The organism is Herbaspirillum sp. CF444 (assembly GCF_000282135.1).
GTDB lineage: Bacteria > Pseudomonadota > Gammaproteobacteria > Burkholderiales > Burkholderiaceae_D > Herbaspirillum.
Genome location: NZ_AKJW01000115.1, coordinates 30,423 through 52,007 on the forward strand (window position 1 = coordinate 30,423; position 21,585 = coordinate 52,007).

General features: G+C 60.7%; 18 protein-coding genes. 4 read left to right on the plus strand and 14 right to left on the minus strand.

Annotated features, from left to right (window positions below; genetic code table 11):
• Positions 1-41 precede the first annotated feature (41 nt).
• A complete protein-coding gene (gene gorA / locus PMI16_RS23440) occupies positions 42-1,394 on the minus strand; it encodes a glutathione-disulfide reductase (RefSeq protein WP_007884211.1) in 1,353 nt (450 codons plus the stop codon).
• 15 nt (positions 1,395-1,409) lie between these two features.
• Positions 1,410-3,038, minus strand: coding sequence for an ABC transporter permease (locus PMI16_RS23445; protein WP_007884213.1), 1,629 nt, complete (start codon positions 3,036-3,038; stop codon positions 1,410-1,412).
• A gap of 442 nt (positions 3,039-3,480) precedes the next feature.
• Between PMI16_RS23445 and PMI16_RS23450 the strand changes: the two genes are divergently transcribed.
• The gene (locus PMI16_RS23450) at positions 3,481-4,569 is read left to right on the plus strand and encodes an ABC transporter ATP-binding protein (RefSeq protein WP_007884214.1); all 1,089 of its coding nucleotides are present in this window, start codon (positions 3,481-3,483) and stop codon (positions 4,567-4,569) included.
• 79 nt (positions 4,570-4,648) lie between these two features.
• Here the strand turns inward: PMI16_RS23450 and PMI16_RS23455 are convergent, their stop codons facing one another.
• The 9 genes from PMI16_RS23455 to PMI16_RS23495 all read right to left on the minus strand — a co-directional run bounded on the left by PMI16_RS23455 (position 4,649) and on the right by PMI16_RS23495 (position 13,556).
• The gene (locus PMI16_RS23455) at positions 4,649-5,683 is read right to left on the minus strand and encodes a Fe(3+) ABC transporter substrate-binding protein (RefSeq protein WP_007884215.1); all 1,035 of its coding nucleotides are present in this window, start codon (positions 5,681-5,683) and stop codon (positions 4,649-4,651) included.
• A 283-nt stretch (positions 5,684-5,966) separates the two neighbouring features.
• Positions 5,967-6,197: a hypothetical protein gene (locus PMI16_RS23460; RefSeq protein WP_007884216.1), complete on the minus strand. Its 231-nt coding sequence runs from the start codon at positions 6,195-6,197 to the stop codon at positions 5,967-5,969.
• 178 nt (positions 6,198-6,375) lie between these two features.
• A complete protein-coding gene (locus PMI16_RS23465; protein ID WP_034382043.1) occupies positions 6,376-7,722 on the minus strand; it encodes a TAXI family TRAP transporter solute-binding subunit in 1,347 nt (448 codons plus the stop codon).
• A 45-nt stretch (positions 7,723-7,767) separates the two neighbouring features.
• Positions 7,768-8,211, minus strand: a complete 444-nt coding sequence (cynS, locus tag PMI16_RS23470) for a cyanase (protein WP_007884230.1) — start codon at positions 8,209-8,211, stop codon at positions 7,768-7,770.
• Positions 8,212-8,271: 60 nt separating this feature from the next.
• Positions 8,272-9,153 (minus strand): ABC transporter ATP-binding protein, encoded by an 882-nt coding sequence (locus tag PMI16_RS23475; RefSeq protein ID WP_007884232.1) that lies wholly within the window; start codon positions 9,151-9,153, stop codon positions 8,272-8,274.
• Positions 9,154-9,171: 18 nt separating this feature from the next.
• Positions 9,172-10,053: a nitrate ABC transporter permease gene (gene ntrB / locus PMI16_RS23480; protein WP_007884234.1), complete on the minus strand. Its 882-nt coding sequence runs from the start codon at positions 10,051-10,053 to the stop codon at positions 9,172-9,174.
• Positions 10,053-11,462: a CmpA/NrtA family ABC transporter substrate-binding protein gene (locus tag PMI16_RS23485; RefSeq protein WP_007884236.1), complete on the minus strand. Its 1,410-nt coding sequence runs from the start codon at positions 11,460-11,462 to the stop codon at positions 10,053-10,055. The genes ntrB and PMI16_RS23485 overlap by 1 nt, the downstream gene beginning before the upstream one ends.
• 177 nt (positions 11,463-11,639) lie before the next feature.
• Complete coding sequence (locus PMI16_RS23490; RefSeq protein WP_007884238.1) at positions 11,640-12,284, minus strand: response regulator; 645 nt, start codon at positions 12,282-12,284, stop codon at positions 11,640-11,642.
• Between the two features lie 39 nt (positions 12,285-12,323).
• Positions 12,324-13,556, minus strand: coding sequence for a sensor histidine kinase (locus PMI16_RS23495; RefSeq protein WP_007884239.1), 1,233 nt, complete (start codon positions 13,554-13,556; stop codon positions 12,324-12,326).
• A gap of 277 nt (positions 13,557-13,833) precedes the next feature.
• On the opposite strand from PMI16_RS23495, the gene PMI16_RS23500 reads away from it, so the two are divergent.
• On the plus strand, positions 13,834-14,316 hold the full coding sequence (locus PMI16_RS23500; RefSeq protein ID WP_237719938.1) for a hypothetical protein: 483 nt from the start codon (positions 13,834-13,836) through the stop codon (positions 14,314-14,316).
• Between the two features lie 289 nt (positions 14,317-14,605).
• On the opposite strand, the gene PMI16_RS23505 is transcribed toward PMI16_RS23500, so the two are convergent.
• The gene (locus PMI16_RS23505; protein ID WP_007884242.1) at positions 14,606-15,364 is read right to left on the minus strand and encodes an SDR family NAD(P)-dependent oxidoreductase; all 759 of its coding nucleotides are present in this window, start codon (positions 15,362-15,364) and stop codon (positions 14,606-14,608) included.
• Between the two features lie 189 nt (positions 15,365-15,553).
• On the minus strand, positions 15,554-16,273 hold the full coding sequence (locus PMI16_RS23510) for a FadR/GntR family transcriptional regulator (RefSeq protein ID WP_007884243.1): 720 nt from the start codon (positions 16,271-16,273) through the stop codon (positions 15,554-15,556).
• A 312-nt stretch (positions 16,274-16,585) separates the two neighbouring features.
• On the opposite strand from PMI16_RS23510, the gene PMI16_RS23515 reads away from it, so the two are divergent.
• Complete coding sequence (locus tag PMI16_RS23515; RefSeq protein WP_007884245.1) at positions 16,586-18,259, plus strand: Na+/H+ antiporter; 1,674 nt, start codon at positions 16,586-16,588, stop codon at positions 18,257-18,259.
• 222 nt (positions 18,260-18,481) lie between these two features.
• Here PMI16_RS23515 and acpA read toward each other — a convergent pair whose 3' ends face one another.
• A complete protein-coding gene (gene acpA, locus PMI16_RS23520) occupies positions 18,482-20,110 on the minus strand; it encodes an acid phosphatase (RefSeq protein WP_007884247.1) in 1,629 nt (542 codons plus the stop codon).
• Between the two features lie 151 nt (positions 20,111-20,261).
• Here acpA and PMI16_RS23525 point away from each other — a divergent pair, with 151 nt between their 5' ends.
• Positions 20,262-21,551, plus strand: a complete 1,290-nt coding sequence (locus PMI16_RS23525) for a cytochrome-c peroxidase (RefSeq protein ID WP_007884252.1) — start codon at positions 20,262-20,264, stop codon at positions 21,549-21,551.
• Positions 21,552-21,585: the final 34 nt, after the last annotated feature.

Genomic DNA, 21,585 nt, shown 5'->3' on the forward strand with positions numbered 1-21,585 from the left:
CTCGCAGAGGGCCGCCGGCCTCTGCGACAAGCTTACGATATTTATGCCACGGGCGTGCGCATCGTGACGAACTCTTCCGCCGACGTCGGGTGAATACCGATCGTGGCGTCGAACTGCGCCTTGGTGGCGCCGCATTGCAAGGCCACCGCAAAACCCTGCACGATCTCGCCGGCGTCCGCGCCGACCATGTGCACGCCGAGCACGCGGTCGCTTTGCGCATCGACCACCAGCTTCATGAACGTGCGCTCGCCGTTGCCGCTGAGCGTATGCTTGAGCGCCTTGAACTCCGATTTGAAAATGCGTACCTCGCCGACCTGCTTGCGCGCATCTTCTTCGCTGAGACCGACGGTGCCGACATTGGGATGGCTGAACACCGCCGTCGGGATATTCGCGTAAGACATCTCTTTGCCGCCCTTGTTGAACAGGCGCGCCGCCACGACCATGCCCTCTGCCAAAGCAACCGGCGTCAAGGCGACGCGGTCGATCACGTCGCCGATGGCGTGGATAGAGGGAACGCTGGAGATGAAATTGTCGTCGACCTTGACCGCGCCTTTATCGGTCAGCACGACGCCCGCTTTTTCCAGGCCCATGCCGGCCGTGTTGGCGTGACGGCCGGTGGCGAACAGCACGCAATCGGCTTCCATGCCGGTGCCGTCCGTCAATGTGACCTGCCTGGCGTCGCCGGCGGCCTTGAGCGCTTCGATATTGTTTTCAAACAGAATCTTCATGCCCTTCTTGCGCATCTCTTCCGCGAGGAAAACACCCAGTTCGCTGTCCATGCCGCGCAGCAGATGCTTGCCGCGATACACCAGCGTGACGTCGCTGCCGAGGCCGTTGAGGATGGAGGCCAGCTCCACGGCGATGTAGCCGCCTCCCAGCACCACCGAGCGCTTCGGCAATCCGGTCAGGTGGAAGAAATCGTCGGACACGATGCCCAGTTCCTTGCCCGGGATATCCGGTACGGTCGGATGACCGCCGGTTGCGACCAGAATGTGCGCGGCGGTGTAGCGCTTGCCATTGACGCTGACGGTGTGGGCGTCTTCGACGGTGGCATAGCCTTCGACGATGTCGACCTTGGCGCCGTCGAGGATCTTGCGATAGATGCCGTTGAGACGGGCGATTTCCTTATCCTTGCCGGCGATCAGCGCCTGCCAGTCGAAGCGGCTCTCTCCCACCGTCCAGCCGAAGCCGGCAGCGTCGGCAAAATCCTCATGGAAATGCGCGCTGTACGACATCAGTTTTTTCGGGATGCAGCCGACGTTGACGCAGGTGCCGCCGAGATCCTTGCTCTCTGCGATCGCCACGCGCGCGCCGTATTGCGACGCAAACCGGCTGGCGCGCACGCCGCCGGAACCGCCGCCGATGGTGAACAGATCGTAATCGTATTGGCTCATGTTTTCCTCTATCGTTTATTCAGACACTGCGCAGCCCCTGCGCAGGGCCCGCGTGACCAGCAACACCGGGATCAGGCCGACCGCAACGATGCTCAATGCGGGCAATGCGGCTTCGCCCAGTCGCTCGTCGCGCGCCAGGTTGTGCGCGATGACGGCGAGCGTGTCGGTGTTGAAAGGACGCAGCAACAGCGTTGCCGGCAACTCTTTCACCACGTCGACGAACACCATCAACCCGGCCGTCGCCAGCGAACGCCACAGCAAAGGCATGTGCAGCTTTTGCACGATGCGGCGGCGCGATGTTCCCATGGTGCGCGCCGCTTCGTCGAAACTCATCGGGATGCGGGTATAGCCGGCCTCCACCGACTGCACCGCCACGGCCGTAAAGCGTACCAGATACGCATAGATCACGCCGAGCGAGGTCGCCGTCAGCCAGACGCCCGCCATGCTGCCCGGAAACACCGCCTGCAACCAGGCAATCGGCAGCAGAATGCCGATGGCGATCACCGAACCGGGAATCGCGTATCCCATGGAAGCAATGCGCGCGACCACGCGCAAGAAACCGTATCTGAAGCGCGGCAAATCGCTGGCGCGCTGGGCGAAGCACAAGGCCAGCGCCAGCACCACGGCGATCGTCCCCGCCATGCCGCCGAAGCGGAAACTGTTCCAGGTCCAGCCGGCGTAGCGCGCCAGATTGGTCGCCAGCGACATCTCGCTCTCGCGCCACATCAGTTGCAACAGGATCAGCACCGGCAAGACGAAGCCGAGCACGATAGGCGTCGCACATACCAGCCACGCCGCGACCGCCTTGACGCCGTGCAGTTGCGGCAGGCGCGATTCCGCGTCATCGCCGCCATTGCTGCGATTTCCGCGCACGGAAGAAAACCGCATGCGCTGCTGTTCGCGCCGTTCCAGCCACAACAGCACGGCGACGAACAGCAACAGCAAGGACGCATACTGTGCCGCCGCAATGCGGTCGTCCATCACCATCCACGCCTTGTAGATGCCGGTCGTGAACGTCGTCAAGCCGAAGTAAGCGCTGACGCCATAATCGGCCAGCGTCTCCATCAAGGCCAATGCGGCGCCTGCCATCAGCGCCGGACGCGCCAGCGGCAACGCGACTCGGCAGATGCGCTCATGCAACGGCGTGCCGAGCAGGCGCGCGGCTTCCATCAGATGGACGCCGCGCTCGCTCAGGGCATTGCGTGCCAACAGATACGCGTAGGGATACAAGGTGAAGACAAACAGGAAAATCGCCCCCGACAAACTGCGCACGTCGATGCGGAATCCGGGAAAAATATCGCGCAGGCTGCTCTGCACCATGCCGGCGTATTGCAGGAAATCGGTGTACGCATATGCCGAGACATAGGCCGGCATCGCCATCGGCAGGAGCAAGGCCCACGACAGGAATCGCTTGCCGCGAAACTCGAACAAACCGATCGCCACCGCCGTCGCCGCGCCGACCACGATCACGCCTGTCGTCACGAACAAAGCCAGCCATCCGGACGTCGCCAGATAGCCAGGCAACACGGTCTGCGCCTGCTGCCGGATGGCGTCGATGCCGGCGGCGTCAAGATGCAGCCAAGCGCCGGCGATACCGAGGATGGGCAAGGAAATCAACAGGGCAATCAGACCGATGAAATACATGAATACGTCGATGAAAGATAAGAAAAAAACAAAAAAATAAAAGATTCTGACGCTGTTCAGTCACGTCTATTCCTGTCTTTTACAGTCGTCCCAGCGAACGCTGGGACCCAGTGTCGTTGCGCGCTTCACCGCTGCCCGCTACACACCGGTTACGGCGCTGGGTCCTGACTTGCGTCAGGACGACAGCAAGACCAATACACGCCCCAACCACCACCGTCGTCCCAGCGCACGCTGGGACCCAGTGGCGTTACGCGCTTCATCGCTGCACACCTGTTACGGCGCTGGGTCCTGACTTGCGTCAGGACGACGGAAGAACAAACTCTGCATGTTTAGCTGAACCGTATCGGCGCAAAAGATTCGGGAATATTCTCAAGCGCGAGTGACGATGCGCTACACTTGCAGACGCTCCGCAACCAGCGAATTGTAACGACAAAGGCCACCGATGTTCCTGCAAATTGACCACGTCAGCATCAGTTATCCGCGCGCCGCCGCGCCTGCGGTGCAATCGGTCGCGCTGGCATTGCAGCCCGGACAACTGGGCGTGCTGATCGGTCCTTCCGGCAGCGGCAAGACCACGCTGCTGCGCGCCATCGCCGGCCTTGAGCATCCGCAATCCGGCCGCATTCTGCTCGACGGCCAGGTGCTGGACGGCCCCGGCATCCGCGTCGCCGCCGAAGAACGGCGCATCGGCATGGTGTTCCAGGATTTCGCGCTGTTTCCGCACCTGAGCATCGAAGCCAATATCGGTTTCGGCCTGCGTCATGAGCATGGCGACAAGCAGCAACGCCGCCGGCGCGTGCAAGAGATGCTGGAGCTGGTCGGCCTGGCCGGCATGAAAGACAAATTCCCGCACCAGCTGTCCGGCGGCCAGCAACAACGCGTCGCCCTCGCGCGGGCTCTGGCGCCGCAACCGCGCCTGTTGTTGCTGGACGAACCCTTCTCCAGCCTCGATATCGAATTGCGCGAACGACTGGCCGAAGAAGTGCGACGTATCCTCAAGCAGGCCGGCATCACCGCCCTGATGGTGACGCACGATCAGATGGAAGCCTTTGCCATCGGCGACGTCGTCGGCGTGATGCAGCAGAGTCGCCTGGAACAGTGGGACGAACCCTACGCGCTCTACCATCGCCCCGCCACGCGCTTTGTCGCCGACTTCATCGGCCACGGCATCTTCGTGCCGGGTGCATTGATCGGCGATTCTGCCGGCATGGCGATGGACACGCCGCTAGGCAGGCTGCACGACGTCGCGCGCATCATGGATACCTGGCAACCTGACGCGCGGCACGGCAAACAGTTCGATGTCTTGCTGCGCGCCGACGACATCGTGCATGACGACTTGTCGCCGTTCAAAGCACGCATCGTGCGCAAGTCTTTCCGCGGCGCCGATTTCCTCTATGCCCTGCAACTCGAGGACGGCATCGAATTGCTGTCGCTGGTTCCTTCGCATCATGACCACGCCATCGGCGAAGCTATCGGCATCCGACTTGACGTCAATCACGTCGTGGCGTTTCCGCGTTCGAACGCAGCCTGATCAATTTTGTCCGTAAAAAAGCACCGGGGGCTTAACCCCCGGTGCTTTTTCATTTCAGCGTTTCGCGATCAACGGCGCATTACTTGTAGCCGACACGATCCAGAATCTGCAACACCTTTTGCTGATTGCGTCCGGTCACGGCAACATCGATCACTTCCGCCTTGAACGGTCCCAGCGTATCGAGCGCGGCATTGCCGGTCTTTACGCTCTTGACTGCCGGCCATTCGTTATTGCCTTCGGCGAAATAACGCTGCGCATCGTCGCTGGCCAGATATTCCAGGAATTTCACGGCATCGGCCTTGTGCGGAGCATTCTTCGCCACACCCGCGCCGGCAATATTGACGTGCGCGCCAAAGCTCTTTTGATTCGGCCAGACCACGCCGAATTTGCTGACGACGGCGATGTCTTCCGGCTTGGTCGACTTCATCAGGCGCGCCACATAGTAGGAATTGGAAATCGCCACGCCGCATTCGCCGGAAGCGACGGCCTTGATCTGATCGGTGTCGCCACCCACGGGCGTGCGCGCCATGTTGGCGACCATGCCCTTGAGGATCGCTTCAGTCTTGGCTTCGCCGACGTGTTCATACAGCGCGCCGAACAGCGACACGTTGTAAGGATGCGAACCTGAACGGGTGCACAGCTTGCCCTTGTTCTTCGGATCGGCAAGGGATTCGTAGCTGTCGACGTCTTCCGGCTTCACGTTTTGCTTGTTGTAGACGATCACGCGGGCGCGTGTCGAAAAGCCGAACCATTGCGAACCCTGGCCGTCGTCCTTGCCGCGCAGGTTGGCTGGGATGCGCGATTCCAGCACGCCGGACTTCACCGGCTGGAACAGGCCGTCGTTCTCGCCGCGCCACAGGCGGGCAGCGTCAACCAGCAGGATCACGTCGGCCGGGCTCGCAGTACCTTCGCTTTTCAGGCGCGCCAGAATACCGGCGTCATCCGCGTCAACGCGGTTGATCTTGATGCCGGTTGCCTTGGTGAAGTTACCGTACAAGGCTTCGTCGGTCTGATAATGGCGCGCGGAGTAAAGGTTGATCACCTTTTCCTGGGCGAACACGCCGGCCGAGGTGGTCGCCAACACCATTCCTGCAACAAAAGTACGCAAAAACATGAACTTATCCCTTTCTGCTGATTGATCATTCTCTCTATCAGTCCACGGCATTTTTCGAAAAATCATCAAAAAATACATGCCGAACAACTGTAAAGAAGAAGGGAATATAGCACAAATGAGAATAATTCTTGTTTTAAATTCAGCTTTTTGTCAGGATGTAAAAATAAAAAGTGATGACCAGCAACAAACAAACGATGCCCCTGCTCGCATTTCCAAGATGCCGAGAACAAACGAAGGATGGTGCATGCGAATCAGGCCAAGGCCTGCGATCAAACGGCGACGCTCAAGCACGCGCCTTCGACAGCACGACCAGCCAGCGGCGAAACAGCAGTACTTCCAGATGGCCGGGCTCGATACCGGCGCTGCATTCGATCACGGGATTGACGCGATAACGGCGCACATACGAGTCGCGGCAGACAAACATTTCACGGCGGCCGAAGCGCAGGCTGAAAGATGAGGGGGTAGAAGATTCCAGACCAAAGCGAGCGCCTGAAGTGAGATCCAAGTGAGTCATGGCAGTGGTTCCTATCTCTGTTGAAGAGATTCCACTGTATCACAACCACTGTACAAATAAACAGTAGTTTTTGATCTCGTTGTTTTTTGAGCGATTTTTGAAGTTTTGCGATATCCGCCCGAATTCGGCTAATTCTACCGCGTTTCGGACTGCATCCGTCAAACCCGGCCCGGCACCGCTAAGCCCCGCTTTCCAGCCGGCTACGCACAAAGCCGATATGTTCGCGCAAGACATAGAACTGGTCCGCGAAGGCCAGCGGCATCTTCATGCGATTGACCGAGGCCTCGATCTCATCGAGCTGCTTGAGCATCTGCACCTGTTCTTCCTTGGTGCCGGTAGTCACACCGCGCTCCAGCGAGATCAGCGCGCCATACCATTTGTAGATGCGCGAACGGATGCGCCAGCCGTACAGCAGCGGCACCAGCTTGATGCCGGGAATCAGCAACAGGATGATCGGCAACACGATCACCATCGTGCGATCCACCAGGCTGGCCAGCCAGAACGGCAGCGTGCGATAGAAGAAGCCCTTGCCCGACTTGTAGTAACGCGCGGCATCGTCGCTGATCGGATACTCATGCGCCAGCGGCGCCGGAAACTCTCCAGCCTTCTGCAACACGCTGGCCTTGCCGTGCACTTCGCGCGCCGCTTCGATCAACAGATCCGACAAGGCCGGATGCAAGTCATCGCGGGCGATCAGCTCCGCCGTCGGTGCAATCAGGCGGATCGTGTGATCCGGCAGATTGCGGCGGAAGTCGAACACACCCGGCGGCAGGGTCAGCTCATTGAGATAACTGAAGCGACGTGTGTACGCCGACGCCTGCGAAAAGTCGAGCAAGCGAATGCCGGACGTGCGCAGCAGCTTGCCCATGGTGGCCGGCGCCGCCGATTCCCCCATCAGGAAGGCCACGTCGATCTTGCCCTTGGAAAGCGCCTCCGCCGCCTCGTCGCCGCCCATATCCAGCAACTTCGTCGCCCCGCCCGGCTCGATGCCGCTGGCCTTGAGCAAGGTCAGCGCCAGCACGCGCGAGCCGCTGCCCTGCAAGCCGATGGCGATGCTTTTGCCGCTCAGCTCGGACAGGCGCGACACTGCCTTGTCGTTGCGATAAAACACCGACACCGGCGAATACGACACGCTGCCAAGCGAAACGAGATTTTCAATATTGACGCTGTCCGCGATACCGCCCTGCACGAAGCCGACGTCGACGCCGCTGTCGGGATCGACCAGTTTGTGCAGATTGTCGAGCGAACCTTCCGACGCCACGATCTTCACCGTCACGCCGTCGCGCGCCAGGATCTTTTTGTAGCGCTCGGCGACATTCCAGAAATTGCTGTGCTCCGGCCCGGTCGCGATGGTGATGGTTTTGGGCGGCGCGGGGTGGATCAGCCAGATCGCCAGCCAGACGCCGACGATGATCAGCAGCACCATCGGCCCGAAGCTGACGGCCAGGTCGCGCCACGAAATGGCGACGAAGCGCGCCTTCATGGCGCTGACGGAATGTTTGCGTGGGGCGGGTGTTTTTTCCATGCGGGCTATTCTACCGCCCTCCTCCCCCACACCGACGAAAATCGGTCAATACGTCTTGTAAGGCAGGAACTTGCCGCTCAACACGACATTCACGCGGTCGCCGTTAGGATCGGCCTGGCGCTGGATATCCATCTTGAAATCGATTGCGCTCATGATGCCGTCGCCGAATTCTTCATGGATCAGTTCCTTGATGGTCGATCCGTAGACGCTGACGATCTCGTACCAGCGGTAGATCAGCGGGTCGGTCGGCACCGCGGTCGGCAGCGAGCCCTTGTACGGCACGATCTGCAGCCACAGGGTTTCTTCGTCGCTCAGGCCGAACAACTCCTGCGTCACGGCGGCCTGCTTGGCGGTCAGCGTCATCTGGCCGAGCATGGCGGCGGTTGTCCATTCCTTGCTCTGGCCGATGCTTTCCGCAATCTTGGACCAGCTCATTTTGTTCCTGACCTTGGCTTCGATGATTTTTTGGGTGACGAGATTGCGATCCATGAGTTTCTCCTTGCTATAAAGATTGAAATTGATAATGTAAAAATCGGGCGGCTGAATAACCTAAGCCGCCGCCGGTGGAAAATTGTCTGCCCCCTGCACCGGCATAGCCTCGTCCAGCCCCGGCATCACTACGCGTGTCACGGCGCCGTCCATCCCAGCCTCCTGAATCCGGCGCGACCGATGCACGAGGAAGTCGACCAGATGATTGCGGATGCGGTAGAACTGCGGATCGTGATGCATGCTTTCGCGCGTGCGCGTCTTGGGCATGGTGTTGACCACCACTTCGGCGATGCGCGCCCGCGGGCCGTTGGACATCAGGAAAATCTTGTCCGCCAGCAGGATCGCTTCATCCACGTCGTGCGTGATCATGAACACGGTCTGATGCGTAGCGCTGCAGATCTTCAGCAGCTCATCCTGCACCACCCCGCGCGTCAGCGCATCGAGCGCGCCGAAGGGCTCGTCCATCAGCAGCATCTTCGGCTCGATGGAAAACGCCCGCGCAATGCCGACGCGCTGCTTCATGCCGCCCGACAGCTCGGACGGTTTCTTGTTCTCCGCGCCCTTCAGGCCGACCATCTCGATGAAGCGGCGCGCATGCTGCTCGGCCTTGTCGCGCGGCCACTCCGGCCAGCGCGAACGCACCGCGAACACGACGTTGCCCAGCACGCTGAACCACGGCATCAGCGCATGGCTCTGGAACACCACGCCGCGATCCAGGCTCGGCCCCTTCACCTCGCGCTGGTCCATGATGACCACGCCGCCCGACGGCGCTTCCAAGCCGGCCAATACATTCAGGATGGTGGTCTTGCCACAGCCCGAGTGGCCGATGATGCAGACGAATTCACCCTTGTCTATGCTGAACGATACCTTGTCGAATACCGGCGGCGCGTCGTCGGCGTAACGTTTATTGAGGTTGTCGACGGTCAAAAATGCTTTGTCCATTGTTCTGCCTTATTCCCCTTATTCGGTATAGGTCACCAGTTTTTGCAGACGCGCAAACACCAGGTCCAGCACCATGCCCGTCACGCCGATCACCAGGATCGCGAAGATCACGCTGGTCAGCGACAGGTTGTTCCATTCATTCCAGACGAAGTAGCCGATCCCGGTGCCGCCGACCAGCATCTCGGCCGCCACGATCACCAGCCAGGCGATCCCCATCGAGATGCGCATGCCGGTGAGAATCGTCGGCGCCGCCGCCGGCAGGATCACCAGGAAGGCCTTGCGCAGAGGCGTGACTTCCAGCGTCTTGGCGACGTTGAGCCAGTCGCGCCGCACCGACGCCACGCCGAACGCGGTATTCATCAGCATCGGCCACACCGAACAGATGAAGATCACGAAGATCCCCGACACCGACGAATCCTTGATCGTGTACAAGGCCAGCGGCATCCACGCCAGCGGCGAGATCGGCTTGAGGATCTGGATGAAGGGATTCAAGGCTCTTTGCATCAGCGGCGACATGCCGAGCAAAAAACCCAACGGAATCGCCACCAGCGCCGCAATCGCAAACCCCAGCCCGACGCGCGCCAGCGAATAGCCAAGCTGGATGCCGATGCCCTTGTCGTTGGGACCGTTGTCATAGAAAGGATTGGCCAGCTCCTTGCGCATGGTCTCGCCCATCTGCGCCAGGCCGGGGAAACCGCTGGTCTTGACGGGCGAACTGCTGCTCTTGCCCATCAACTTGGCGTACTCGTCCTGTGCAGCGGATGATGCAGAAGAAGCGCCGGCCTCGATGCGCGCACTCTCCTTCGGCGCCGTCGCCAGATGCCACACCAGCAGCAGGCAAGCGAAGATCGCCAGAGAAATCAGCGCCGCACGCCAGCCCAGTTGCGCAGCCGGCTTCATCAAGTGGTCCTCTTGATGGCGAAGCTGTTGACGTAGGCGTCGGCCTTGGCCGGATCGAATTCCTTGCCCATGATCTTGTACTTGCGATAGGCGCCGTCCGGCACCGGCTGGCCGAGTTCCTTCATGTACTTCTTGGCGTCGGTCAGCAGCAGCACGCGCTCGGCGATACCCTTGTAGTCGACGTCGCCCTGGACGTAGCCCCAGCGCTTCATTTGGCTCAGGATCCACACTGCCATCGAATCCCACGGCACGGGATCGAAATCGGCACGGCCCGGCACATTCTTGACGTTGCCAAGACCATCGGCGAAGCGACCGGTCAGCACCTGCTCAACCACGGTCTCCGGCTGGTTGAGATAAGCCGCCGGTGAAATCACCTTGGCTACCAACGAACGGTTGGCCGGATCGCGCGCCATCGCGGCGGCCGTCAGCACGGCGCGGAACAAGGCGGCAAAGGTGTTCGGATTCTGCTTGACGAAATCTTCCGACATGCCGAAGGCGCAGCACGGATGACCGTCCCAGATTTCCTTCGACAGGATATGGATGAAACCGATCTCGTCGTACACCGCGCGCTGGTTGAACGGATCGGGACCGAGGAAGCCGTCGATGTTGCCGGCGCGCAGATTGGCCACCATTTCCGGCGGCGGCGTGACGCGGATTTGCACGTCGCGGTCCGGGTCAATGCCGTTCTCGGCGAGGTAGTAGCGCAGCAGGAAGTTGTGCATCGAATACTCGAACGGCACAGCCAGCTTGAAACCTTTCCATTGTTTTGGATCGCGCTTGTCCTTGTGCTTGACGTGCAGCGTGATGGCCTGGCCGTTGATGTTCTGGATCGTGGCGATGCGCATCTGCACCGGATTGCTGCCCACGCCCATCGACATCGCCAGCGGCATCGGCGACAGGAAATGCGAGGCGTCGTGCTCCTTGTTGATCATCTTGTCGCGGATCAGCGCCCAGCCGGCGGTCTTGTTGAGCGACACGTTGAGGCCCTGTTTCTTGTAGAAGCCGAGCGGATCGGCCATGATCAGCGGCGCGGCGCAGGTGATGGCGATGAAGCCGATCTTGAGGTCCTTCTTTTCAATCGCGCCGTTCTTTTCCTGCGCCATGGCCTGCAAGGCGCCCAGCGGGAACATGCCGGCGATCGCCGCACGCGCGGTGTTGACGCCGACTGCGCGCAAGAAGTCCCGACGCTGCGCCGCCTGCGGGAACAACGCGCGCATCACCGATTCCTCCACCACGTCGTTGCTCAATTGCTCGGCATCCTGAGAACGCGCCTGCGCCTGTGCATCCACCTTGCGCTGTTGCTCGTCGTCATGCGCCGTCTGGCTGGCGTGCTTGCCGCACGAACAGGTATTTCCCGCGCGCTCGGCGTCGTAGGTGTGGAAGATGGTGCTGTCGATTTCTTTTGGCATGGATTCCCCCGGCGTGATTAGTTGAAGTAACTCGAAGTAACGACTGCTTGTGTTACCTCGTCACGTGCAAGGGGCTTGCCAGAGTGCTTTTCGATGTCATCGCCAGACGACGTCTTGTAGTAGAACGACTACAAGACGCTGTCAGAGCGATAACAAGTCAAATCGCGAATGCGACGACTAGGCCGGCAGAAGCTGATGCCGCACGGCGTACATGGCGATGCCGACGTCGTTGCTGGCGCCGGTCTTTTCCAGGATGCGACTGCGGTAGGTGCTGACGGTGTTGGGACTCAGCGTGAGTTGATCGGCGATTTCCTTGACGCTGCGCCCGGCGGCGATCAGCTGGAACACCTGGTATTCGCGATGCGACAGCGTCTCGTGCGCGGCGCGCTGGGTGCTGGCCGAGTGCGCGCTGAGTTCTGCCGCCAGCGTCTCCGCCATGTGCGGGCTGACGTACACGCCGCCGTCGGCCGCCTTGCGGATCGCCGCCACCAGCTGCTCGGTGTCGGCGCTCTTGTTCAGATATCCTGCGGCGCCGAGGCGATAGCAGCGCGCCGCATATTGTTTCTCCGGATAGGTCGACAGCATCAGCACCGGCAGGCGCGGCATCTCCTGCTTGAGCTGGCGCAATACGTCCAGGCCATCCTGATGCGGAATGGCGATGTCCAGCAAGACCAGGTCGATCGCCTCCACGCGCGCCTTGCGCAGCACTTCCGGACCGTCGGCGCACTCCGCCGCCACCTCGATGTCGGGTGTGTCGGCCAGGATCTGCTTGAGACCTTCGCGCACGATGCGGTGGTCGTCGCATAGCAGGATACGGATCATTGGGTTCCTTGTTGCTTCAGTTATAGATAGAGGGCTGCCTCACGCATGGCTGTCATTCCTCAGCGGCAAGACCAGACGCACGCGCGTGCCGCGATTGGCGACCGCGTTGCCGCTTTCCGGTGCAATCACTGCGCCCGCTGCACCATCAACGGCGTTTTCGATGCTCAATGCGCCAGCAAAGTGCAGCGCGCGCTCGCGCATGCCCATCACGCCGTAAGACTTGGGATTCGCCAGCGCCGCCGCCGGCACGCCGATGCCGTTGTCTTCCACCTCCATCAGCAGCTCGTCCGGAGTCAGGCGCACCGCTATCTTCGCCTGTGTCGCTTGCGAATGCTGTGCCACGTTGCTCAGCATTTCCTGGAAGATGCGGAACGCCGCCGTCGCCAGCGTTCCTTGCGGCGCAAACGCCTGCGGCGAAATGTCGAATTCGACTTCGCACGGCAGCTCGGTCGCTTCCGAGAATTCCTGCACCTGCCACTCCAGCGCCGCAATCAACCCCTGGTGATCCAGAATGCTCGGCCGCAAGTCGGTGATGATGCGCCCGACGTTGTCCACCGCCGTCTCGATCAGCCGGTTCATGCTGGCGCACTTGCGCGCTACCGGCTCGCGGTCGGCGACGCGGCTGGCCATCCAGTTCACGTCCAGCTTCAGCGCCACCAGCAGGCTGCCGAGTTCGTCGTGAATCTCGCGCGCAATGCGCGTGCGCTCATCCTCCCGCACAGAATGAGCATGTGCCGACAACTCGCGCACCTGCATCAGCGCCGCCGACAGCTCGCGCGTACGCTCCGCCACGCGCTGCTCCAGCTCCGCCTTGGCGCGCTGCAACTGCTCCTCGGCCAGACGACGTTTGGAAATGTCGCTGAACGTAATCACCGCTCCGCGCACCTCGCCGCCGTCGATGATCTGGTAGGAAGAATATTCGGTCGCAAAGCAAGTCCCGTCGGCGCGCCAGAACACCTCCTGATCGACCCGGCACGATTCGCCCTTGCGGAAGGCTTTCAGGATCGGACATTCTTCTTCCGGATAGTGCGCGCCGTGTTCATGGCTGTGATGCACCAGCTCATGCATGTTCTTGCCCAGCACCAGTTCGACCGGATAACCCAGCATCTCCGCCCCGGCGCGGTTGATGAAGGTGCAGCGGCCTTCAAGGTCGATGCCGTAGATGCCTTCGCCGGTGGAGTCCAGCAGCAGGGTCAGTTTGTCGCGCAACAACATCGAATCGCTCGCGGGAGCAATCAGATCGATCTGCGGAATTGCTTGCAAGGTCTGCATTGTTTTTGCCGTTTTGCCTAATTGATGAAGGGCAAGCAGCAAAGCGCATGCCAGTACGCAGTGATGCCATTGCCGCCGGTCACGTCATTTTCAGACTTTTCTTATAGAGATGAGCTTTGCATTTCTCTAAGATCCGTCCCATTCGACGACATCCATCGCCGTGTCCCGAAATAAGCCGACACCCCAACCGGCCTTGCAGCAGCAAACGATTACCGCCATTTCATGAACAATTTTCCACATATTGCAACGCCAGGATCTCATGCAAACAAGCTCCCCATTGAAGTACATCGTCGTCGCCATACTGAGTGTCGTCGCCCTGCACGCCTCCGCGCAAGCACCCGACACGCCGGCCCTGCAAGTTGCAAAGCAATTTTGCGCGTGGCACAACAAGAACCAGCTGGATAGGAGATATCGAAGTCTTGTCACGCCCTCACTGCAAGACAAAATTCGGAAAGTCGAATTGCTTGAGGAAAAGTTTCATAAAAAACATCCGAACGAAAAAGGTCCCCTGGGAGACGGCATTCCCTTCAGAGGTCTTCCGGATTGGGGCATCTGCCGGGTCGGCAATATCAGGAAAACCGCAAATACCGCGACGATTCACGTCCTCTACAAGTATTCCAGAACTGAACTTTCCAGCGACCACCTTCTGCTGAAGAAAGAACTTGGGCAATGGAAAATCGACGACGTTCTCTATGGAGGAGAGATGAACAGGAGTCTCTCCCGGGAACTGCAAATCGTCACCACCCAGAAATGGGAATGAAGCACGCCTGTGCCGCCGTTATCGGGAATCAGGAACGAACCATATTCCGCAACGAATAAAAAAGCCGGCACCCAGCCGGCACTACCGTTCAGTTAAGCCTAATACCATCTTTCATCGTCGTCCCAGCGAACGCTGGGACCCAGTGTCGTGACAACCGCCGATACGACGCTGGATCCTGACTTGCGTCAGGACGACGGCGATATAAGTTTTGGCCAAAGAAAAAAGGTTCAAGCTTGACTGAATGGCATTAGGCATTCTGCCGGCTTTATCGCATCAACATGTCCAGACATCAAGGCATGTACTGCCCGCCATTCACCTCAATAATCTGCCCCGTCACATACCCCGACAACTGATCCGAAGCCAGGTACAGGAAAGCGCCGCTGCACTCGTCCGGATCGCCGATGCGGCCCATCGGGATCGTCTTGCGGAAGGCTTCCAGCTGATCCGGCGTGGTGAAACGTTCCTGGAACGGCGTCATGATCACGCCGGGCGAGACGGCGTTGACGCGGATCTTGTCGGCCAGCAGTTCCTTGGCCATGCCGCGCGTGATGGTACTGACGAAACCTTTCGACGCTGCATAGACCAGCGCACCTGGGCCGCCGCCGTGGCGGGCGGCGACCGAGGTCACGTTGATGATGTTGCCGCCGCCCTGCTTGCGCATGACCGGAATCACCGCGCGCGTGAAAGCCACGACCGAACGCGCGTTGATCTGCACCACTTCGTCGAACAATTCGTCCGTGATTTTTTCCAGCGCTTCGCGCTTGACCAGGCTGCCGGCGTTGTTGATCAGCACGTCGATGCGACCGAGCTGTTCGACGGCGCTGGCGACGGCCTTGCTGTCGCGCACGTTGGCGCCGATGGTGATGGCCTTGGTTTCACCCTTGCCGCCCTTGCGGATGTCCGCCGCGACGGCTTCGGCTTCTGCCGCCGAGCTGTTGTAGTGGACGACGACGTGTGCGCCCTGGGCGCCGAAAGCGCGTGCCGCCGCGGCGCCGATACCGGTGCTGGCGCCGCTGATGAAGACGACTTTACCTGCGAGATCTTGCATTGCTGTTCTCCTGAAAATGATCGAAGGGTGTGCTCCCAAGCTTGAATCCAAGGTGAGTCACGTTCCGGCTCGTTTCAATGTTTTATGTTTTTGAGGGCCGGACTATTTTTCTTCTGAGCAAACCGGTTCCAATTGTGGCGCAATTTCAAGATGTCTGTACCGACGTGCAGAAAACGCCGGCAACCATGTTCAGTCGTGCACCGACTCATCCTTGTTTTGCGCCGCGCCGCGGTAGGCGTCGCGCACGCGGACCAGGTGCGCGCGCATGGCTTCGGAAGCGCGTTGCGGGTCGCGTGCTTTCAATGCAACGAGGATGTCGCGGTGGTCTTGCAGGCTGCGCTCCAGCGTGGCCGGGATGCGCGAGGTGATGGTGCGGCTTTTCTTGCCGAGCATGTAAAGGCTGCCGGCGATGCTTTGCAGGAAAGGATTGTCGCAGGCTTCGATGATGGCTTCGTGGAATTCGACGTCGGCGGCGGCGAAGGCGGCCGGGTCGCTCAACAGACGCGCTTCGTCGTCGACATTGCGCGTCAGGCGCTCGAGCTCTTCTTCGGCCATGTGGGTAGCGGCCAGCGCGGCCACGCCGGTTTCGATGATCAGGCGCGCATCGAACAAGGCTTCCAATGTGCCGGCATTGAGGTCGATGATCATTTCCAGCGGCTCGAGCAGCTCGCGCGTTTCCAGCTTGCCGACGAAAGTGCCTTCGCCCTGGCGGATGCGCAGCAAACCCAGCAGCGCCAGGCCGCGGATCGCCTCGCGTACGGCAGGACGCCCGACGCCCAGCATGGCGGCCAGTTCGCGCTCGGGCGGCAATTGCTGGCCGGGCTTGAGCAAGCCGCTGCGGATCATGGTGAGCAGGCGCTGCGCGACCTGTTCGGAAATGGATTTTTGTACGATGGGATCGAAGGACATGGGGTCTGCCTGAGTACCTGGATTTACCTGGATTTGCTTGTTATGTCTCTGGCCGCCCGATTGCAAGCGACTGGTAAGACCATTGGGTATGCAGAGAATAGGTGCGGCCCCGGGGCCTGTCAAGCGAGGACTTTCCGCAATGGTCAAACCTTTTTCATCTGGTTTGCCGGACTGCGAACGGTATTTGCCTCTGAGGAAACCGCACCCTCTATACTTACGAACTCGTCAGGATCTTCTTGCCCGTCCTACCGGCTCTTAAGATCCTTTTATGTTCACGCGTTCATCGCCCTACTCTTTTTTCTCCGCTCGCTGATGGAAATCGTCTTCACCGTTTTAATCCTGCTGCTGGCCGTTGCCGTCTCCGGCGTGGCCGCGCGCCTGGTGCCGTTCAAGTTGCCGCTGCCGCTGTTCCAGATCGGCCTGGGCGCCGTGCTGGCGCTGCCGTTGTTCGGCTTGCGCATCAGCTTCGATCCGGAATTGTTCCTGCTGCTGTTCATCCCGCCGCTGCTGTTCACGGACGGCTGGCGCATGCCCAAGCGCGAATTTTTCCGACTGGCGCAACCCATCCTGGCGCTGGCGCTCGGCCTGGTGCTGTTCACGGTGGTCGGCGTGGGTTATTTCATCCACTGGATGATTCCGGTGATTTCGCTGCCGTCCGCGTTTGCGCTCGCTGCGGTGCTGTCGCCGACCGATGCGGTGGCGGTGGCCTCCATCATCGGCAAGGGCCGCCTGCCGCCGACCATGCAACACGTGCTCGAAGGCGAAGCGCTGATGAACGATGCGTCCGGCCTGGTCGCCTTCAAGTTCGCCATCATCGCGGTGCTGTCGGGCACCTTCTCGCCGCTGGACGCCGGCATCAGCTTCACGCTGATTTCCATCGGCGGCCTTGCGGTCGGCCTGATCGTGGCCTGGGGCTTCGGCCTGGTCCGGCGCAAGATCATCGAATGGAGCGGCGACGAACCCGGCATCCAGGTCGTGCTGTTGTTGCTGATTCCGTTCTCGGCTTATATCTTCGCCGAACATTTCGGCTTGTCCGGCATCCTGTCGGCGGTCGCCGCCGGCATGCTGATGCCGTATATAGAAACCGCCGGCGCCGAATCGGCCGCCACGCGCATGCAAAGCCAGAGCATCCTGACCATGCTGGAATTCGTCTTCAACGGCATGTCCTTCATCCTGCTCGGCTTGCAGTTGCCGGGCATCGTCAGCCTGGCGCACCTCGACGCCAAAGTGGCCGGCAACGTGCCGGTGTGGCATCTGTTCGCGTATATCGTGGCGATCACGGCGTCACTGATCGCGCTGCGCTTCATCTGGGTGTGGTTCAACCTGCGTCTGCGCCGGTTCTCCGCCGCCGTGCGCGGCCAGCGCGCCAGGCAACGCTACTTCGACGTACGCCTGATCAGCATCACCTCGCTGGCCGGCGTGCGCGGCGCGATCACGCTCGCGGGCGTGATGTCGATTCCGCTGATGATGCCCGACGGCCGTGCCTTCCCGGCGCGCGACCTGCTGATCTTCCTGGCCACGGGCGTGATCGTGTGTTCGCTGCTGGCCGGCAGCTTTTTGCTGCCGTGGCTGTTGAAAGGCCTCAAGCTCGACGCCGACCACGAGCGTCGCCGCAAGGAAGAGACCATGGCGCGCCTGCGCGTCTCGGAAGCGGCGGTGCGCAGCATCGAAGAAGCGCAGGAGCGCATGGGCGCCGACATGGATCAGGACGATCTGGCGCTGCTGACCGAAGTCAGCGGCAGCCTGCTGGCGACCTACCGCATGCGCATGGACGCCGAAAGCGGCACCGAAGAAACCCATCGCGTCGCCAATCGCTTCAAACACTTCGAGCGCGAACTGCGGCTGGAAGCGATCCGCGCCGAGCGCCGCGAAGTGCATCGCCTGCGCGCCGAGCAGCAGATCAACGACGAGACCTTCATCGCGCTGATCAATCAGATCGACCTCGCGGAAACCTGGTTGATGGGGTCGCTGAGCGCATCGCACTAAGCCTGTTCCGATACATCTCCGTCGTCCTGACGAAAGTCAGGACCCAGCGGCGTAAACCGAAGTGCGATTTGACTCCGGTGTGATAACGACTAACGACACTGGGTCCCGGCATTCGCCGGGACGACGGAGGATTGGAACAAGCGACTGAAGATGATTGAAACCGCAAAACAAAACGGCGTCATGCACATCGCATGACGCCGTTTTTTGTTTTGCAGGAAAGACTCAGTAAGCTTGCGACGCCAAAGCGTTGCTGAGATCCCCGATCGGCTTGCCGCCGTTGGCCTGGATCGCCTTGTCGCGCAGCGCGATGCCATCGAGCACCGGCAAGGACCAGCGGCGCGTGATGAAGCGCAGCACCGAGCTGGTGTCGTACAGGCTGTTGTCGACATAGCCCTTCTTCGCATACGGCGACACGATGATCGCCGGAATGCGCGTACCCGGGCCCCACTGGTCGGCCTTAGGCGGCGCGGCGTGATCCCAGAAGCCGCCGTTTTCGTCATAGGTCACGACAATCAGCATGTGCTTCCATTGCGGGCTTTGGCGCAGCTTGTTGACCACCTCGGCAATGTGCGCGTCGCCGGAAGCGACGTCGGCATAGCCGGCGTGCTGGTTCAGGTTGCCTTGCGGCTTGTAGAACGACACGGCCGGCAGCTTGCCCGCGGCGGCATCTTGCAGGAAGCTGCTGTCGAAGTCTTTCAGATGCTCGGCGCGATAGGCGGCGTTCTTCACCGGATCCATGTTGGCGAAATAATTGAACGGCTGATGATGGAACTGGAAGTTCGGCGTCGGCGACGGGAATTTGCGATCGGTCTGCGCAGCTTTCGTCGTGGCATTCCACGCGCCGGCGTACCAGGCCCAGCTGACGCCCTTGTCGCTCAACAGGTCGCCGATGTTCTTTTGCGTTTGCGGCGGCAGTGTCGATGCGCTGTTCGGATCGGCATACAACTTGGCGCTGTCGCCGGCGGCCGATGCGACGTTGCTCGGCTGGTAAGGCGGCTGCATGGTGTTGATGGCGTAAGACATGCCGTTGGCGTCGGGCGGCGTCAGCGTGCCGTCGTTGGCGTATTTCTGCGCGCCGTCCAGCGTCGACTTCGGCGAACCGGCGGCCGGCGTCAGGCGCACGAAGTTGCCGTTGGCGTCGACGTCGATCCTGGAGATGCCGCCCTTGGCCGGCGACTTCTCGGCATTCGGATATTGCGGCGTGCAGGCGCAGATCAGGTATTGGTGATTCTGGAAGGAACCGCCGAAGGAGCCCATGAAGAAGTTGTCGGCCAGCGTGTACTCTTTCGCCAGCTGCCACATCGCCATCTTGCTGCCGTCGTAGTAACCCATGGACAGACCGCCGGCATCGGAATAGGCGGCGAACTTGTCGTTCTTGCCGCCGTTGATCTGCATCTGGTTATTGTAGAAACGGTGCACCAGGTCGCGCGTGACGACATCGCCGCCGATGTCCATGCCGTTCTTGCCGTCGATCTGGAAAGGCTTGTTCGGCATGCCGGCCGATTGCGCCTGCGTCATCACCTTAGTTTGTCCCGGCGCGGTCACGCCGCCCCAGGTCGGCGGCAGCACCGGCAGAACGGCGCCGTCGACGTCGACCTGCGGCGAATAGACGCCCTTGGACGATGGATTGACGCCCGGAATGCCGTTGGCGCCCGGAAACAGGCCGTACAGGGTATCGAAACCGCGGTTCTCGGCGTAGATCACGACGACGGTGTCGATGCTGCGGACTGCCGCGTCGTCGCCGGCGAGGTTGGCATTGCCGCCGCAAGCGGCGAGGCCGACGGCAACGGCGGCTGCGGTGAGGGACAAGCGAAGTGGCTGTCTGAAAGACTGGCTGAATTGGGCGCGCATGGGTATTCTCTTTTTATCGAAATGGCGGAGGGGAAATAGCAGCTATGCTAGCCAGCAAATATAACCACAAAATGACAATGCTGCGACTTCGCTGCTCCTTGCGGCGGACTCTCTTCACAATTTCGTCATATTGCCCTGCTAACCTGCGCGCATGAAATCCCTCTATCTTGTCGCCGCCGTCACGGCCACCCTCGCCCTCGCCGCCCTGTATTTCGACAGCCAGTCGCCTGTCGTCGCCGCTGCCGCCGCTACGACAGAAGCACCGGCCTATGCCAATGCAGCCTATGCGCCTCAGCCGGGCCGCCGCCCGAGCGTGGAAGAGATGACCGCGCTGGGCCGCACCATGTTTTTCGATCCCTCGTTGTCAGGATCCGGTAAGCAATCCTGCGCAACTTGTCATAGCCCCGATCATGCTTTCGGTCCGCCCAACGATCTGTCGGTGCAGCTTGGCGGCAAGGATATGAAGATCGCCGGCACGCGCGCGGTGCCTTCGCTGCGTTATGGACAAAACGTGCCGCCGTTCAGCGAGCATTTCCACGACGACGACGGCGACGACAGCATCGATGCCGGCCCGACCGGCGGCCGTACCTGGGACGGCCGCGCCGATTCGGCGCACGACCAGGCGCGCATCCCTTTGCTGTCGGTGCATGAGATGGCCAATAAGGACGCCGCCGAAGTCGTTGCCAAGCTCAAGCGTGCACCTTACGTGGGGCAATTCAAGGCGACCTTCGGCGAGACGATTTTCGACGATACGGATCGCGCGTTCCAGGCGGCGCTGATGGCGCTGGAAGTATTCCAGGAAAGTCCGGCCGACTTCTATCCCTACACCAGCAAGTACGATGCTTACCTGCGCAAGCAGACGACCTTGAGTACTCAGGAATTGCGCGGTCTGGAATTGTTCAACGATCCGACCAAGGGCAATTGCGCCTCCTGCCATCTGAGCGAGATCCTGCCCAACGGCGCCTTCCCGCAATTCACCGACAACGGCCTGATCGCCGTGGGCGTGCCGCGCAACAAGAAGATCCCGGCCAATGCCAATCCGCGCTATTACGACTTCGGCCTGTGCGGACCGGAGCGCACCGACTTCAAGGACAGACCGGAATACTGCGGCCTGTTCAAGACCCCGACCTTGCGCAACATCGCGCTGCGCCAGACCTTCTTCCACAACGGCGTGTTCCACACGCTGCAGGAAGTCATGGAGTTCTACGTGCAGCGCGACACCAATCCGGAGAAATGGTATCCGCGCAACCGCGACGGCAGCATCCGCAAATTCGACGACCTGCTGCCGGAACATTTTTCCAACGTGAACACGGAGCCGCCATTCGACCGCCAGCCCGGCGACAAGCCGGCGCTCGACGATGCGGAGATCAAGGACGTGATTGCTTTTTTGAAGACGCTGACGGATGGCTACAAACCCGAGTCGAAATCCGAGCCAAAATAGTGACGGCGAAACGCCGAAGCGAGACGAACGGTTT